The sequence below is a fragment of the Pseudomonas sp. H3_D04 genome (genome assembly GCF_054669175.1).
Genome location: NZ_CP162801.1, coordinates 3,267,498 through 3,281,042, shown reverse-complemented (window position 1 = coordinate 3,281,042; position 13,545 = coordinate 3,267,498). Strand labels below are relative to the sequence as shown.

At 56.6% G+C, this 13,545-nt stretch carries 16 protein-coding genes and 1 pseudogene; 9 read left to right on the top strand and 8 right to left on the bottom strand.

What is annotated here, in order from left to right:
- Positions 1–70: 70 nt before the first annotated feature.
- Positions 71–236, top strand: a pseudogene (locus AB4N91_RS15250) (alcohol dehydrogenase catalytic domain-containing protein); the annotation flags it as partial.
- A 64-nt stretch (positions 237–300) separates the two neighbouring features.
- Here the strand turns inward: AB4N91_RS15250 and AB4N91_RS15245 are convergent.
- The 5 genes from AB4N91_RS15245 to AB4N91_RS15225 all read right to left on the bottom strand — a co-directional run bounded on the left by AB4N91_RS15245 (position 301) and on the right by AB4N91_RS15225 (position 5,175).
- Positions 301–1,104, bottom strand: a complete 804-nt coding sequence (locus tag AB4N91_RS15245; RefSeq protein WP_077748806.1) for a 2OG-Fe(II) oxygenase — start codon at positions 1,102–1,104, stop codon at positions 301–303.
- Between the two features lie 83 nt (positions 1,105–1,187).
- Positions 1,188–1,994, bottom strand: a complete 807-nt coding sequence (locus AB4N91_RS15240; RefSeq protein ID WP_083377112.1) for a glycosyltransferase family 2 protein — start codon at positions 1,992–1,994, stop codon at positions 1,188–1,190.
- Between the two features lie 737 nt (positions 1,995–2,731).
- Complete coding sequence (locus tag AB4N91_RS15235; RefSeq protein ID WP_200668216.1) at positions 2,732–3,865, bottom strand: aminotransferase class V-fold PLP-dependent enzyme; 1,134 nt, start codon at positions 3,863–3,865, stop codon at positions 2,732–2,734.
- A gap of 371 nt (positions 3,866–4,236) precedes the next feature.
- Complete coding sequence (locus AB4N91_RS15230; protein ID WP_077747374.1) at positions 4,237–4,479, bottom strand: hypothetical protein; 243 nt, start codon at positions 4,477–4,479, stop codon at positions 4,237–4,239.
- Between the two features lie 213 nt (positions 4,480–4,692).
- On the bottom strand, positions 4,693–5,175 hold the full coding sequence (locus AB4N91_RS15225; protein WP_154911651.1) for an HIT family protein: 483 nt from the start codon (positions 5,173–5,175) through the stop codon (positions 4,693–4,695).
- A 232-nt stretch (positions 5,176–5,407) separates the two neighbouring features.
- On the opposite strand from AB4N91_RS15225, the gene AB4N91_RS15220 reads away from it, so the two are divergent.
- Entirely contained in the window at positions 5,408–5,752 is a 345-nt protein-coding gene (locus AB4N91_RS15220; RefSeq protein WP_460112640.1) for a VOC family protein, read from the top strand.
- Positions 5,753–5,887: 135 nt separating this feature from the next.
- Here the strand turns inward: AB4N91_RS15220 and AB4N91_RS15215 are convergent, their stop codons facing one another.
- Positions 5,888–6,136: a hypothetical protein gene (locus AB4N91_RS15215; protein ID WP_010459104.1), complete on the bottom strand. Its 249-nt coding sequence runs from the start codon at positions 6,134–6,136 to the stop codon at positions 5,888–5,890.
- Positions 6,137–6,343: 207 nt separating this feature from the next.
- Between AB4N91_RS15215 and AB4N91_RS15210 the strand changes: the two genes are divergently transcribed.
- From AB4N91_RS15210 to AB4N91_RS15200, 3 genes are all read left to right on the top strand, one after another.
- Positions 6,344–6,685 (top strand): YajG family lipoprotein, encoded by a 342-nt coding sequence (locus AB4N91_RS15210; RefSeq protein WP_010459105.1) that lies wholly within the window; start codon positions 6,344–6,346, stop codon positions 6,683–6,685.
- Between the two features lie 246 nt (positions 6,686–6,931).
- Positions 6,932–7,930 carry an acyltransferase family protein gene (locus tag AB4N91_RS15205; RefSeq protein WP_460112639.1) on the top strand — a complete coding sequence of 333 codons (999 nt, stop codon included), beginning with the start codon at positions 6,932–6,934 and terminating at the stop codon, positions 7,928–7,930.
- A 198-nt stretch (positions 7,931–8,128) separates the two neighbouring features.
- On the top strand, positions 8,129–9,118 hold the full coding sequence (locus AB4N91_RS15200; RefSeq protein WP_042932166.1) for an MBL fold metallo-hydrolase: 990 nt from the start codon (positions 8,129–8,131) through the stop codon (positions 9,116–9,118).
- A 122-nt stretch (positions 9,119–9,240) separates the two neighbouring features.
- Here AB4N91_RS15200 and AB4N91_RS15195 read toward each other — a convergent pair whose 3' ends face one another.
- Positions 9,241–9,612, bottom strand: a complete 372-nt coding sequence (locus AB4N91_RS15195; protein ID WP_234452946.1) for a winged helix-turn-helix transcriptional regulator — start codon at positions 9,610–9,612, stop codon at positions 9,241–9,243.
- Positions 9,613–9,730: 118 nt separating this feature from the next.
- Between AB4N91_RS15195 and AB4N91_RS15190 the strand changes: the two genes are divergently transcribed.
- The 4 genes from AB4N91_RS15190 (at position 9,731) to AB4N91_RS15175 (ending at position 12,370) form a co-directional block, all read left to right on the top strand.
- Positions 9,731–10,867 carry an alkene reductase gene (locus AB4N91_RS15190; protein ID WP_427700255.1) on the top strand — a complete coding sequence of 379 codons (1,137 nt, stop codon included), beginning with the start codon at positions 9,731–9,733 and terminating at the stop codon, positions 10,865–10,867.
- 179 nt (positions 10,868–11,046) lie between these two features.
- A complete protein-coding gene (locus AB4N91_RS15185; RefSeq protein ID WP_311099408.1) occupies positions 11,047–11,211 on the top strand; it encodes a DUF2986 domain-containing protein in 165 nt (54 codons plus the stop codon).
- 90 nt (positions 11,212–11,301) lie between these two features.
- Complete coding sequence (locus tag AB4N91_RS15180) at positions 11,302–11,892, top strand: eCIS core domain-containing protein (RefSeq protein ID WP_458369442.1); 591 nt, start codon at positions 11,302–11,304, stop codon at positions 11,890–11,892.
- Positions 11,893–11,911: 19 nt separating this feature from the next.
- Positions 11,912–12,370: a metallophosphoesterase family protein gene (locus AB4N91_RS15175; RefSeq protein WP_077750085.1), complete on the top strand. Its 459-nt coding sequence runs from the start codon at positions 11,912–11,914 to the stop codon at positions 12,368–12,370.
- Positions 12,371–12,463: 93 nt separating this feature from the next.
- Here the strand turns inward: AB4N91_RS15175 and AB4N91_RS15170 are convergent, their stop codons facing one another.
- Positions 12,464–13,528: an alpha/beta fold hydrolase gene (locus AB4N91_RS15170; RefSeq protein WP_077750086.1), complete on the bottom strand. Its 1,065-nt coding sequence runs from the start codon at positions 13,526–13,528 to the stop codon at positions 12,464–12,466.
- Between the last annotated feature and the right edge of the window lie 17 nt (positions 13,529–13,545).

Sequence of the window (13,545 nt, the reverse complement as noted above, 5' to 3'; positions counted from 1 at the left end):
GTTCTAGTGAAGTCACATCGCAATTGTCATCCGGTTGGCCGAGTATTACCGCATAAACTCGGCGGTTACCCTTACCGGACACGACGTATCTGACGTTGTCGAAGAAGTGGGGCCGGGTGTGATGGCCTTGGCACCAGGAGACGAAGTCTGGTACACCCCGGCCAGGAAATTATGCCGAGTGCCACGCTGCTGCAGAAAGCATTATCGGGAAGAAGTCTCCCTCGCCGAGCCATCTTTAGGCGGCAAGCCTGAGCCTAGTCTGCGGAACGGCGGGGGGAGCGTCCTCTCTAGCGATATAGCTTAGTTTCTCTTCTTGATTAGTTTGTTCAAATAGTACTTGAGGCTTAAACGATCTTTGGGCCTTGGCTTGTAATGTGTTTTATTTCTTTGTGCGGGATCGGCCGCCATGGTTTGTGCGGTGTAATAATAAAGCGCTATAGACCTGCGCGTGATGTGCTCCGGAGTCGTTAAAGGCTCGGGGTGCCCATGATTACTGTCTTTGTCTGTGTTGAAAATGACACAGCGGTTATAAATTGGCAGCACTTTTTTAAGACAAGTCTTCATGTCGATATCCCAAAGTTCCAGGTTGCCGCCGTACTCCTCTTGCCAGTCTTCATTCAGATAAATTATGGCATTCAACCTGCGTTCAATATTAAGCTTTTTGTTGAGTCTGAAGTCCGAATGAACACCTAGGAAGCCACCACTTTTCGTTTCATGCAGCCCGCCACCGGTAAAGTAGGGGTCGGGTATCAAACCTTCAATGCCCGTGAGCTTTTCAAGAAACTGCAACATGGGGGCCGAGTTAAAGGCGTTGAAAACAGTCTTCAAATAGGGGGCGCATTCGTTGGGACTGATTTGTCGTTTGCGCTGACCTTTATAGCCACGCTCGTAGAGCATTTCGTTGTTAGTTGGCTCGACTGGGAAGTGCGAACAGATACTCGCAATCAGGTCTTCCTGTAAAAAGTTATCGATGACTATATGCGGAAATGGCGTAGCCTGGATATAGCTACTGGCTAGCGAGTCACCCAAAGCGCTGGCGGCGCTCTGGTCGAAATCAAGCTCCGGGGAGAGGGTGATAGGTAGTGTTTGAGTGATGGGGGCCATTACCGCTCCAATAACTTAATATAAAAACCCAAGGATAATTTCAAGCCGTGTCGCACACACTACTCGCTGCGTGCCTTCAACGCTTAGCTTTGGCTGTTGTCTTTGTTAAGACGCTTGAGAATGTTGTTGTACATTTTGGTTCGTCTATGAGTCTTTTCATAGCCACCAGCCGCTGCGACAGTGCCGGACTGAATGTGATCTAGATAGCTGAAAATTTTACGCGGCGATAACATTTCAATGACATAGCCAAGCTCGGTCATGCGGTCTTGGAGGGTGTAGCCGGGCACACGATCATCCATTGAGAAACGCAAGCCGTGCTGTTTGATAAGTTTGCAGTTCCACAATGTACAGAAACTCTTCAAGTAGACTTCTCTGTACGGTTTTGGTTCTCTGGAACGTAATCCCAAGGAGATTTTCAGGCGTCTGAAATGGTGCTTTAACAATCGTGAGCTAAACCGCCAAAGGGTTCTCGTGGTCCCACGATTTAGTTGCTCTACACAACCGACGGCTACAATGTTGGGGTTTTTCATGCATTTATTTAGCATCATTGGAAAAACATTTTTATCGAAAATAAATGTATCGGTGTGCATCAGGAGTAAATAATCAGACTCAATCCGCTCCAAAACCATGTCAAGTGCTTTGCCATGGGCGATATGGCCCTGCTCTGGTTCAGAAACAGTACGCTCGATTAAGTTGATCCAGTCAAGAGTCCGCAAGTACTCAGTACTTTCATCGGCGGAATAGTTGTCAACTACCCATATTGGAACGATACCACCCACATGCTGATGCAATAAATCCAAACATATCTTGGTGATTTCTGGTGTCTTGTAATTCACTATCACTATACTGAAGCTCTTAGCGCTTTCACCCAGAAAACTAGTGTTATTCATCGCTCAGGCACCCAACGGTGTTGTATGTGAATATAGAAATAACTGACCTATGGACAGTTGCCGCTTATTTGTCTGCGAAAAATTTTGCGTGACTATAAAACACAATTTGTTAATCCGTTCTGTCATACACCGAATAACCATAGCTTACTCAGACGTGATGGGCAGGAATAAATGCGGACTCCATCGTATAAGGACCTACTCCATCGGTAAATATCCGTGAATTAATTCGTCACATAAGGAGGCTGGTCAGGCGAGCTTCTCGGGGAAGGGTGAGCTGAGCTTACGTGTGGCGTTCACATTCGGTGTGTTAGCACCTACAGAGTCTTCCCAAGCAGGGTCGTCATGCGTGTGCCGCGTTTGAGCGCGCATAGGGTGCACGCGATCCATTTTTAGGGTACGCCCACATCAGTGAATGTAACTTGGGGTTAAGACACAAGCAGCGTCTGCTCTTGGCCGATTTTTGCCCGTCGCCACCGTCTGCAATGGGGCAATCCGAGTCATACAGCCGCCAATCATCCACCCCGTGAAAGGCTTCGTTGGAACCCTTTTCTGAGAGCGCTGAAGGGTGCACGTGTCAGTAAGACGCGTGCACGGGCGCTCCCTTGTGGTTCTAACATGACGTCCGGGCGACTAGCGTCATATTTGTCGAAGATTAGCGCCATGGGCCGTCAGTGCCCGGGGCAGGATGCCTTCCTGGAATTCACAAGTCCGGCATGTGCTGCGGGCACGATGAGGGCTTAGTTAACCAACACCTCGTCCAATGCCTGCTCGAGGGTGCTGACCGTGCGCTCGATATTGTGCAGCTTTTCGAGTCCGAACAGACCGATGCGGAAGGTCTGGAAGTCGGCCGGCTCGTCGCATTGCAACGGCACTCCGGCGGCGATCTGCAGGCCGTGGTTGGCAAATTTCTTGCCGCTCTTGATATCGGCATCATCGGTGTAGCTCACCACTACGCCAGGCGCCTGAAAGCCCGCTGCGGCCACGCTCTTGATGCCTTTGCCGGTCAACATTGCGCGCACCCGATCGCCCAAGGCCTGTTGTTCGTCGCGGACCTTGTCGAAACCGTAGGCTTGCGTCTCTTTCATCACTTCGTTAAATCGCGCGAGGGAATCGCTGGGCATGGTCGCATGGTAGGCATGTCCGCCCTGTTCGTAGGCCTGCATGATCTGAAGCCACTTTTTCAGGTCGCAGGCGAAGCTGGTGCTTTGCGTCTGCTCGATGCGCTCGAGGGCCAACGAACTGAGCATCACCAGTGCGCAGCAAGGGGAGGCGCTCCAGCCTTTCTGTGGTGCACTGATCAGCAAGTCTACCGCGCATTGCTGCATATCAACCCAAAGCGTGCCTGAGGCGATGCAGTCCAGAACGAACAGGCCACCCACCGCGTGCACGGCGTCGCCGACGGCCCGCAGGTACTCGTCGGGCAGGATAATCCCTGATGAGGTTTCAACGTGGGGGGCGAAGACAATCTGCGGCTTCTGCGCCTGAATGGCTGCCAGCACTTCGTCCAGAGGGGGCGGGGCGTAGGCCGCCTGGCGACCAGTCTCGACCGGTCGGGCTTTCAGCACCGTGGTGGCCGCCGGGATGTTGCCCATCTCAAGGATCTGGCTCCAGCGATAACTGAACCAGCCGTTGCGTATCACCAGGCATTGCTGGTCGGTGGCAAACTGGCGCGCCACCGCTTCCATGCCAAATGTGCCGCTGCCCGGGACCACCGCAACAGCCTGGGCGTTGTAGACCTGTTTCAAGGTCCTGGAAATGTTCTTCATCACGTCTTGAAATGACTGCGACATGTGGTTGAGCGAGCGGTCGGTGTAGACCACTGAGTACTCGACCAACCCCTCGGGATCGATACTGGGATATACCTTTGACATGGGGTGACTCCTTTGGCAGAGATGTCAGTGGTATCGACCCTGCCCTAAGCCTTGGCAAATGACAAGATTGCTCGGGATCGAATTGCGACTTCTGTCGAGCGGCTGGTATCACCTGTGGGCGGCAACGGGTTCTAACTGCGTAGATTGCGCACATGAAATACAACGGTAAAAAGCAGGCAATTACCGATAACGAGTAAAACGGTGCAACTGCCCCCAGTCCGGTTGGCCGACAACGATGGTGCAACGCGGCAATCAGGTTACAACTAGTCTGTCTACTGACTATGACCGATTACAGCCTGTCGCGAAGGGCAGCAACCGACCCAAAGCGGACGTCATTGGCGAACATCGGCGAATGGTCGTCAGGAGGTTTTTCACGCGGCAAAAGTAAGCACTCTAGTTTCTTGAGTATCTTCAATTAACGCGACCACTTGCTCTTTTGGATGCGGTAAAAGTTCGGGGTATTCATCTGCTAGATATTCGATAACCGCATCTGCATCCCAGGGTCCGAGCGATGTCACGTAGTCAGGGTACTGATTTTGAACCTCTCTCCACGATGGGTAAGGATGCTTGGAGAGCAACATGCCTGTTTGGGTGTAAATAATTTGAATCTGCACAAGTCTATTTCCCGTATGTAGACAGCGGTCTGAATCGAGGCAAAACGAGTGTAAATCCTTTTTAGGAATGCCTGCCAGGCGGTGACGTATTGCCGAAAAAGAGGGGGCTGAGCGTCCGCTTTTGGCCGATTGCAGTCCCTGGTGACGGGCAGAAATCGACCAATAGCTACCGTTCACGAAGGACATCGACCCCAAACGAACAAACCGCTCCGCCTATCTGAATGCTATTCGTAAATCATCAATAACCTGCTTGATTGACGGCCCTTGAACTTCAGGCGGCTCAGGGCTTTCTCCAAATTCACGCCAGATGAAGAGCGTGAGTTCTGCTCCATCAGTCAGTGACTGGGCGTTTTCGTCGCTGGCGAAAGTCTGCAAAAGCCTGTACCGGGCATCTTTCCAGAAAAGCGTCTCGACCCAGGCGTACACCGGAATGAAGTGAAAGTGGATGGGGTAGCCAGGGGCGTGACCGAATCGGCTGATGTAGAGCCATTTCGGCTTCAGCTGCCGTTCAAGGGTTTTCTGGATGTTGGCCATCAGCCCACCCAACTCTGCGAGTGCACCTTCGGGAAGTTCAGCCAGTGAGTTGACCTGAGTTTTCGCCCCCAGCATCAAATAGCCGGGAAGCGCCGACGACATATGATGATTGAGAAGCCAATGGGTGGTTTCAAGAATGACGAATGGTGGTGCTATTTCCATGTGCTGATGTCCATGGTCATGGGGCACATAGAGTATCAAGGCATCGACTGTTGTGAAGGCCACCTCTGTGCCTATGCGCTTCTCACATCGGATTAATGCCGATTCATCACTGTTTTTCAAAGGCTCGGGGCACATTTTTGGCCAAACCCCGACGCCGTACTGCGCGTTATTTCCCACCTGACAAAGCGCAAAAAAATGCGTATTCACTGACGTTTCAGTCGGCACCAATGATTTGAACAACGCCCGCAGTTTCTACGACAGCTTACTGGGCGAATTGGGCCAGAAGCGTATTGCCGACCTCGGCGACAACGGTTCTATCTGGGGCGAGAACTTACCGTCCTTCTTTGTTCTGAAACCGGCGAACGACGCACCTGCCAGCGTCGGTAATGAGGTGACCATCAGTTTCGAAGCGCCGCCCCGTGCCGCCATCGACGCGTTCCATGCAGCCGCTTTGGCCGCTGGCGGTACCTGTGAATGCCTGCCGGGACCGCGTGGCTGGGCACCGAATGCCTACGCTGCCTATGCCCGTGATCTGGACGGCAACAAACTGGCGGCCTATTGCTTCAGTCCCGATTAAAACCCGGTTCGCCTTGATTTTCGCCACCATGATCCTGTTGGACATACCCAGCAGGGCGTAGCGCGATTACCCCACTAGATGATCCACCAACGGGTGAACCGTCTCATCGACCGAGACCGGAGTCTGGACCCGCTGTCATTGGTCGGGCGCTAGCCATGTATCCACCACCCGCCGATCCAGCTCCTCCCAATCAGCCATGCCCAACACCCGCGTGGTGTTCAGCCCGCGCAAATAACCGCGCAGCTGGTTGGCGGTGGCACGGGTTAACTCCCGGTCGGGCGGGTTTTCGCACAGCAGTACAGTTTCGTACTGGATCAAGTACTCGGCCACCCGGTCACGGAACTCGGGCAGGACGGCGTCGCGGATCAGGTCAAACGTTCTCAAGGAGAGGCCTCATCAATGTATTTCGGTTGTGATTGAGTGTGTACGAGTCTGCACGGCGCGCAACTATTGCGTGAGGTAATAGTGACAATCACGAAAGACAAGTTCTGCTTTGTCAGTAATCACCGGAAAATCGCCCCCATCGAACACAGCCCGTGATGCTGCCCCGTCACGCGATGAACCGGACTTTTTATTTTCAGGATGACATCCATGCGCCCTTTATTTGTGCCTGCCATGGCGTTTGCCTCTTTATTGCTCGCCGGTTGCGCTTCTGCACCGAACGACCCGACGCTGACCCTGCAGACCAGTAAGACACCTGCGCAATACGCCGACTGCGTCGTACCGAAATTGCAGGGCAGTGCGTTGAGCCCGACCGTCTCGCAGACCCAGCGCAGCTACCGGATCGTGGTGCCGAGCAAAGTCTCTGCGGACAACGTGCTGGAGGCCTACAAGTCCGGCAGTGGCGGCAAGGTGTTCATCTACGAGCGGCACTTGCTGGCCTCGAACTTCCTGCCGTCGAGTTTCGGACGCGCCGCTCAGGATTGCATCTGACCCCGACCCGTAAACGTTTTTCAAGCGCTCCTTTGGTTGGCCGCAACCAACCAATTTTTGCCCCGCACCGCCTTTCGGTCGCGGGGCTTTTTTTGTCAGGGCTAATTCGAATCGCCATACGGCACGGATTACCTGGTCGATCTCACACGAATGAAAACAGGTTCCCGCGGCACGAAATAATCCTGTTCTCAGGACGCAAAGCATCGTAGTTTACGCGCCATAAATACAAGGACGTCAGGAGTGTAAGTGGGCGCTTATCGTTTGCTGTTGGCTATTCTTGTGGCCGTTTCTCATATGGGCAAAACGTTCGCGGGGCTTAACCCTGGCGTGGTTGCCGTGATTTCCTTTCTGATCATCAGCGGCTTTGTAATGACCTCGCTCATTGAGCGAAATTACAAGGCGCCGCAGAAAATCGGGCTGTTCTACATGGACAGGGCCTTGAGGCTTTACCCTCAATTCCTGTTCTACTTCCTGGCATCGTGCGCCGTGATTTATTGCCTGCTGCCCGGCACGCCTCAAGCCGCCGAGCTGACGCTCGGGAACATCGCGGCGAGCCTCACGATGGTGCCCCTCGGCTTCTACATGTTCGGGCTCGCCGGGCCGCTGATTCTGCCGCCGGCCTGGTCTCTGGGGCTGGAGATGTGTTTCTACCTGGTGATTCCATTCCTGTTGATCTACAAGGCGAGGGGCGTTGCGTTTGTCTTGTCTGTCGCCGTATTTATGACTGCGTGTCTTGGTTTCCTCAACACCGATGTGTACGGCTATCGCCTGTTGCCGGGCGTCTTGTTCATGTTCCTGTGCGGCAGCTACCTGTACAAACCGCAGGCGAAGGGTTTAGCGATCGCTGCCGGCACTGCCGTGGTGGCTGCCTTGATGTTTGTGGCCATCGAAGCGGGACTGATTGAGCGTCGGCCGTTTAACGCGGAGGTGACGGCGGGCATCGCCTTAGGCATCCCGGCCGTGTACGTGCTGACGAAACTCAAGTTTCACCGGGTTGACGAATTCCTCGGGGACATCAGCTATGGCGTGTTTTTGAATCACTTTGTGGTGATGTACTTCCTGCGTGCTTTCTGGCCGGTTGCCTACGACGCGCACATCGTTGCCGCCGTTCTGATCCTGTCGTTCGGGTTGAGTTGCGTTTCGTACTACAGCATCGAACGGCCGGCGCTGAAACTCCGCCATGCGCTTCGGGCGGGCGCGAGGTTCAGCGTGGGTAAACGGCGAGGCGGCGAAAAGGTGGCTTAGTGCGTGTGACTTCGTAGAGCCCGTCTCCACACTTTTGCATGAAACGATCACGCTAAGGTGCAAGCTCACCATACCCAGGTATGGTAGCTGGCGTGGTGCGTCGCGATGCAGACTCGATTCCTGAACGATCAGTCCCTTTCACCTCGAGAGAGTGGCTTTCGCTTAAGACCCCTTGAGTCAGGCAATCGGAGAAAAACCATGACGACGCATCTGAACATCCCCACCCCAAAGGATGGAGCATCTCAGCCAGTGAGCGGTCAGCCGGACTCCGGCTTAAGCTTGTACACCACCTCGAATTTCGGCGGAACGGGGGCGCAAGAGATGGTTTCTTCGCGCTATGCCCTGCGAGTCGGCGAGATTGACGTACTGGTGATCAGCGATGGGGTGCTGCCGCTGCCGACGTCGACGATGTCCACCAATGTCGACCCCGCCGATCGCGAGGCCTGGTTCAAGGATCAATACCTGGGGCCGGACGCATTCGATTGGCCGCTCAACGTTCTGGTGCTGCGCAGCGGCGACCAGACAATCTTGGTCGACGCTGGGCTGGGTGGGCAGTTCCCCGGCTTTCCGCGGGCCGGGCAGTTCCCCAAGCGTCTGGAGTCGGCCGGCATTGACCTGGCGTCGGTGACCGACGTGGTGATCACCCACATGCACATGGACCATATCGGCGGGCTGCTCGTCGATGAGGTGAAGAACCGGTTGCGTCCTGATGTGCGAATTCACGTTTCGGCGACCGAGGTCGATTTCTGGGCGACTCCCGACTTCACCCAAACCACCATGCCGACGCCGGTGCCCGACGTTTTGCGGTCCACGGCCCAGCAGTTCATGGATGCCTTCCACAACCAGCTGAAGACGTTCGAAGACGAATATGAGGTGGCACCGGGCGTGGTCGTCAAGCTGACCGGCGGCCACACTCCGGGGCACAGTGTGGTCTACGTGAACTCCGGCGGTGAGCGGTTGACGTTCGCAGGCGACGCGCTGTTCCCGGTCGCCTTCGAGCACCCTGAATGGCACAACGGCTTTGAACATGACCCGGAGGAAGCGTATCGCGTGCGCGTTCGCCTGATGCGCGAGGCGGCGGCGAGCGGCGAGCTGTTTGTCGCTACGCACCTGCCGTTCCCCTCCGTTGGTCGAGTGGCCATCGACGGAGATGCCTTTCGCTGGATCGCGGCCATCTGGGACTATTGATCGCTCGCGGGAGCCGGACCTCCGTTCAGGCCAAGGCAGGCCGAGCGGGGGGCACAACTTTTACCGGGCCAGCGCTAACCTGGCCCAATGCATATCAACACGGCGCGATGCCGGGCACCCAGTCAGGCATTCTCATTCTCTGATCGGATAATGCGATCTCGAACAACTGCCTCGCAGGGCAACAGCCGATCGGCCTCGTCGAGTTCCATCGCGTGATGGACGCCCCATTCGATCAACAATTCGAGGATGGGCCGCAGGCTTTCGCCCAGCGGGGTGAGCAGGTATTCGATCCCCTGACGATCCCGGGCGCTGGGTTGCCGGCTCACCATCCCGTGTTCCTCAAGCGCTCGCAGTTGCTCGATCAACACCTTCTGTGAAACGCCGACGATGCGCTTCTCCAGATCACAGGTGCGTTGCGGTCCGTCCAGCAGCACATGAAGGATGACTCCCTTCCAGCGCCCGGAGAGCACAGCCAGCGTGCGCTCGATCGGCAAGCCCGGCAGTCTATTGATTGTCTTCATTGGGTACCACTGACTAAACGGTGTGTAGATAGGCCTGATTTAGGAACAGTACGCTTTTCCTTCCGATCAGATGCGACCCGAAGGAAGCCCAATGATAGACCTGTTTGAATCTCAGTTTGTTGGCGGCACCCTCAGATTGAAAAACCGTATCGTCATGGCGCCCATGACGCGCACGCGGACGTCCGAGGGTGACGTCCCCAATGAATTGATGGCCACCTATTACGGGCAGCGAGCCAGTGCCGGCCTGATCGTCGCCGAGGCAACGGACGTTGCGCCTTCCAGCAATGGCTACGCCATGACACCCGGTATCTACACGCCAGCCCAACGGCAAGGCTGGCACCTGGTGACCGATCAGGTTCACCGCAACGGCGGCACGATATTTCTGCAACTGTGGCACGTCGGCCGGATGGCCCATCCATCGCTCATGCCGAACGGCGAGGCGCCTTGGGGCGTGACTGACGAAAGGGCTGAGTCGCAGGTGTTCGCCCACGGCCCGGATGGCAAGTTGGACCACATCCCGGCGGGCCAGCCTCGGCGCCTGACGTCAGAGGAGGTGATGGCGTTGGTCGACACGTTTACACAAGAGTGCATCCACGCCCGGGAGGCCGGATTTGACGGTGTCGAAATCCATGGTGCCAATGGCTATCTGGTCGAGCAGTTCATGAACTCGGTGCTCAATACGCGCACCGATTCATATGGAGGCGGCAGCTTGGAAAACCGTACACGGTTCCTGCTGGAAGTCGTTGAAGCGGCGGTGCGTGAGTGGGGGCCGGGGCGTGTGGGTGTGCGCCTGTCGCCGTTTGGCAAGTTCAACGGTATTCCGGCGGACCCGCTGACCGAGGAAACCTTGCTGTACGTGGCTGAGCGTCTGGGTCGTCTCGGCGTCGCCTATCTGCACCTGGTCTACGAGCTGATGCCTGAGGAAAACATGGAGTTGGCCGAGTTCAAATCGAACCACCTCGACCACGCTCTGCTGGCCAAGGTTCGGGCCGCGTTCCCTGGCGCAATCATCTGGTGTGGCGGGTTCACTGATCGCAACAGCGCGCAGGCTGCGCTCGACACCGGGTTGGTGGACTTAATTGCCTTCGGCAGACCCTTTATCGCCAACCCGGACCTTGCAGAGCGTCTCAAGCACGGCTGGCCGTTAGCCGAAGCGGACCGATCAGCGTATTACACCCGCCGCGGCGAGGTCGGTTATACGGACTTCCCCGCCTATTCCCTGGGGTAGTGCTTTTCGCAGCCTTGGCCTGATTGCGGCGGTGGCAGGCGTTCGGTGGCGGGCGGTTCTGCCAGCGCCTGCGATTTGTCGTCAATTGCCCGCGTTGTGCACCCTGTGCGCACCCTGGGGATCGGGTCCGGCCATTTAAGCTGATATCATTCGGGCGCTGACACACCGAGTGGAAAACCATGAATCGTCAAAAAAAAATCAAGCAGCTATTAAAGGCGCATGCCAAAAAAGCCAGTGCCAAACTGGCACCGGCAAGCAAGTCTAAATACATCAGCAAGGCTGATCGATTGAAGCTCGCGGCTGAATCCACTCTCGACCCCATCACGTCCTCTGAGAGCGAGTGAGTTGCAGGAAACAGTGGTCTGTCGTGTCCAGCGATGTTTTGCCGACACGCCGATTCACTGTTAGCGCCGCATCCGTCCCTGGAGCGTCCAATGCCGTCCATCATCACGCGCCTGGTGGCGCTTGTTGTTCTTTGCCTGACGCTTGAAGTGTCAGCCCAGTCCGGCGCCTGCCCGGCTGGCGAGAAGCAAGTGTGCCTGGACGGCTGCATCTGCCTGCCAGACATGGGGCTGACAGGTGACCTCTACCAGATCGCCGCGCCAGCCTTGGCGCTGTGGCTGACCCAGGCCCGCGCCGACGCCGCCGTCACCGGCCTGCAACCCATTCCACCGCACATCCGGGAGCAATTGCTGCGCTGGTACGATCCCGTCGTCCTCGATGCCGCACGCTACAAAGTCAGCGATAGCGGCCAGTTCAACGCCGCCACTGCCATGCTGCAAAACCCCGATGTCGGTGCCGTGACGCTGATCGACATCATCCTCTTCCGGGATGCTGAAACCGCAGAACAGAACATCGTGCTCTGGGCGCACGAGCTCAAGCATGTGCAGCAGTTCCAGGAATGGGGGGTAGAAGGATTTGCCCAGCGGTATACACAAGATTTCAATGCGGTGGAGGCGCCGGCTTATGCCATACAGGCTGAGGTCAGGCGGACGTTGCGGGACGGAGCTGTCACTCATCCTTGAACCTGATCTGGAGCGGCGCATGAAAGTTGGTGTGATTTCCGATACTCACGGCTTGCTCCGTGCCGAAGCCTTGGCTGCCCTGGCGGGTTGTGAGCGGATCATTCACGCGGGCGACATCGGCAACGCCGACATTCTCGATCAACTCAAGGCTATCGCCGCGCTGTACGTTGTCCGCGGGAATAATGACCTGGACGCCCCGTGGGCAGAAAAACTTCCTGACCTTCTTCGTTTTGATCTCGACGGATGGGAAACGCTGCTGGTGCATGACGTCGCCGATGTCCCGGCCGCGCTCGACTCAGCCATCAAGCTGGTGATCACCGGTCATTCGCACAAGCCACGGATAGAGTGGCGTGGCGACCGGCTTTACCTCAATCCCGGCAGTGCGGGGCGGCGGCGTTTCAAGCTGCCGGTGACGCTGGCGCTGCTGGATGTGTTCGAAACGTCCCTGGAGCCGCGTCTGGTGTCTTTGCTGGAATGATGTTCAGAACGGGGTCGGCGGAATTTTTTCCAACATAAAACGGCTCGTTGATCAAACGAGCCGTCGTTGTGAAAGGACTATTTCAGATCGGCCTCAAAGGTGATCAGCATCAATCACCGCCTTGGCGAACGCCTGTGGATCTTCCTGCGGCAAGTTGTGACCGATGCCGCCGCTGATCAGCCGGAACTCGTATTTGCCGGTGAAGCGCTTGGCGTAATCCTCGGGGGCTGGGTGCGGCGCACCGTTGGCATCGCCTTCAAGGGTGATGGTCGGCACGCTGATGGACGGCGCCGTGGCCAGTTTCTGTTCGAGCGCCTCGTATTGAGGCTCGCCCTGGACCATGCCCAGGCGCCAGCGGTAATTGAAGACGGTGATCTCGACGTGGTCGGGGTTGTCCAGGGCCTTGGCGCTGCGGTCAAACGTGGCGTCATCGAACGCCCATTTTGGCGACGCCAGTTGCCAGATCAGCTTGGCAAAATCATGAGTGTTTTTCTCGTACCCGGCACGACCACGGTCGGTGGCGAAGTAAAACTGGTACCACCATTGCAATTCGGCCTTGGGTGGCAGCGGGTTCTTGCCGGCCGCCTGATTACCGATCAGGTAGCCGCTGACCGAAACCAGCGCCTTGACCCGCTCTGGCCACAGCGCCGAGACGATGCCGGCGGAACGTGCGCCCCAGTCATAGCCACCGAGCACCGCTTGTTTGATCTTCAGCGCATCCATGAAATCAATGACGTCACTGGCCAATGCGGCCGGTTGGCCGTTGCGAAGGGTTTTATCGGACAGGAAATGCGTATCGCCATAACCACGCGCATACGGCATCAGCACGCGATAGCCCTTCGCTGCAAGCAGCGGGGCGACTTCGTCATAGCTGTGAATGTCATACGGCCAGCCGTGCAGAAGGATCACTACCGGACCATCAGCCGGGCCTGTTTCGGCGTAGGCCACGTTCAGCAGTCCGGCCTTGATGTGCTTCAGCGGGCCGAACGGGGAGGGTGTGGCCTGAGCGGCGTCGGCCTTGACCGCCGCCGGCTGCACGGTGGCGCTCGTTTGTGCGTGGGCCGCACCGAGCGCGCCGAACAGGGCGAATGCCAGGATCGACGAGCTGACCAGGTGGCGACGAGTCATGCCGGTTTTGTTCTGCATTGCCATCTTCATGGTGATGTCTCCGTTGC

What these genes read in the sequence shown, in the direction of transcription:
- AB4N91_RS15245 (WP_077748806.1), bottom strand. Translation starts at nt 1,104, where the DNA reads ATGGCCCCCATCACTCAAACACTACCTATCACCCTCTCCCCGGAGCTT.
- AB4N91_RS15240 (WP_083377112.1), bottom strand. Translation starts at nt 1,994, where the DNA reads ATGAATAACACTAGTTTTCTGGGTGAAAGCGCTAAGAGCTTCAGTATA.
- AB4N91_RS15235 (WP_200668216.1), bottom strand. Translation starts at nt 3,865, where the DNA reads ATGTCAAAGGTATATCCCAGTATCGATCCCGAGGGGTTGGTCGAGTAC.
- AB4N91_RS15225 (WP_154911651.1), bottom strand. Translation starts at nt 5,175, where the DNA reads ATGGAAATAGCACCACCATTCGTCATTCTTGAAACCACCCATTGGCTT.
- AB4N91_RS15210 (WP_010459105.1), top strand. Translation starts at nt 6,344, where the DNA reads ATGCGCCCTTTATTTGTGCCTGCCATGGCGTTTGCCTCTTTATTGCTC.
- AB4N91_RS15200 (WP_042932166.1), top strand. Translation starts at nt 8,129, where the DNA reads ATGACGACGCATCTGAACATCCCCACCCCAAAGGATGGAGCATCTCAG.
- AB4N91_RS15190 (WP_427700255.1), top strand. Translation starts at nt 9,731, where the DNA reads ATGATAGACCTGTTTGAATCTCAGTTTGTTGGCGGCACCCTCAGATTG.
- AB4N91_RS15185 (WP_311099408.1), top strand. Translation starts at nt 11,047, where the DNA reads ATGAATCGTCAAAAAAAAATCAAGCAGCTATTAAAGGCGCATGCCAAA.
- AB4N91_RS15180 (WP_458369442.1), top strand. Translation starts at nt 11,302, where the DNA reads ATGCCGTCCATCATCACGCGCCTGGTGGCGCTTGTTGTTCTTTGCCTG.
- AB4N91_RS15175 (WP_077750085.1), top strand. Translation starts at nt 11,912, where the DNA reads ATGAAAGTTGGTGTGATTTCCGATACTCACGGCTTGCTCCGTGCCGAA.
- AB4N91_RS15170 (WP_077750086.1), bottom strand. Translation starts at nt 13,528, where the DNA reads ATGAAGATGGCAATGCAGAACAAAACCGGCATGACTCGTCGCCACCTG.